Annotated in this window: 1 pseudogene; it reads right to left on the bottom strand. The window is 44.4% G+C overall.

Going from position 1 to position 507, the window contains the following annotated elements:
* Positions 1-444, bottom strand: a pseudogene (locus tag EI28_RS13055) (hypothetical protein); the annotation flags it as partial.
* Between the last annotated feature and the right edge of the window lie 63 nt (positions 445-507).

The following is a 507-nucleotide window of genomic DNA, read 5'->3' as shown; positions in this document are numbered from 1 at the left end:
AACAATATCCTTTGATGAGTACACATATTGTAAGAACGCACTTGACGATTTCGAATCTTGCATCGAGGTGCTTTCGATGAAATATTCGGTGTAATCAATAACAATTCTGCCCAGCAGAACTTTGTTACCAACCGTAAGAAGCACTTGGCTATCTTCAACACCAGCGAGACTGCCGGTGAAGGAATGGATCCCTTTAGCAATAGCTTCTGTATCAATCGTCGTCTCCTGTAGATCCATCGTGTAAGGCTGCCCTTCTAGGTACACTGTTAGTTGATCACCATGAAGCAGATATTCCCGGATTTTTGGCAGGTCAAAGACTACTAAATCGTAGTTCTTTATCGAAAAGGGAATTTTCACGTTGACCGCTCTTTCATCAACAATTCTCATCTCTGTCAGATCCCCAAAGTGGACAAGAGCCTTCTCGCTAACGGATCTGTTAGACATCTGTTCACCTCCACTATTGGAGGCTGAAGCACTCACTACCGGCACCAAAACCACGCTCACCAG

It is taken from the genome of Methanoculleus sp. MH98A (assembly GCF_000691865.1).
Lineage (GTDB): Archaea > Halobacteriota > Methanomicrobia > Methanomicrobiales > Methanoculleaceae > Methanoculleus.
Note: the sequence above shows the minus strand (reverse complement) of the source record. Positions and strands in the feature narration are given on the sequence as shown.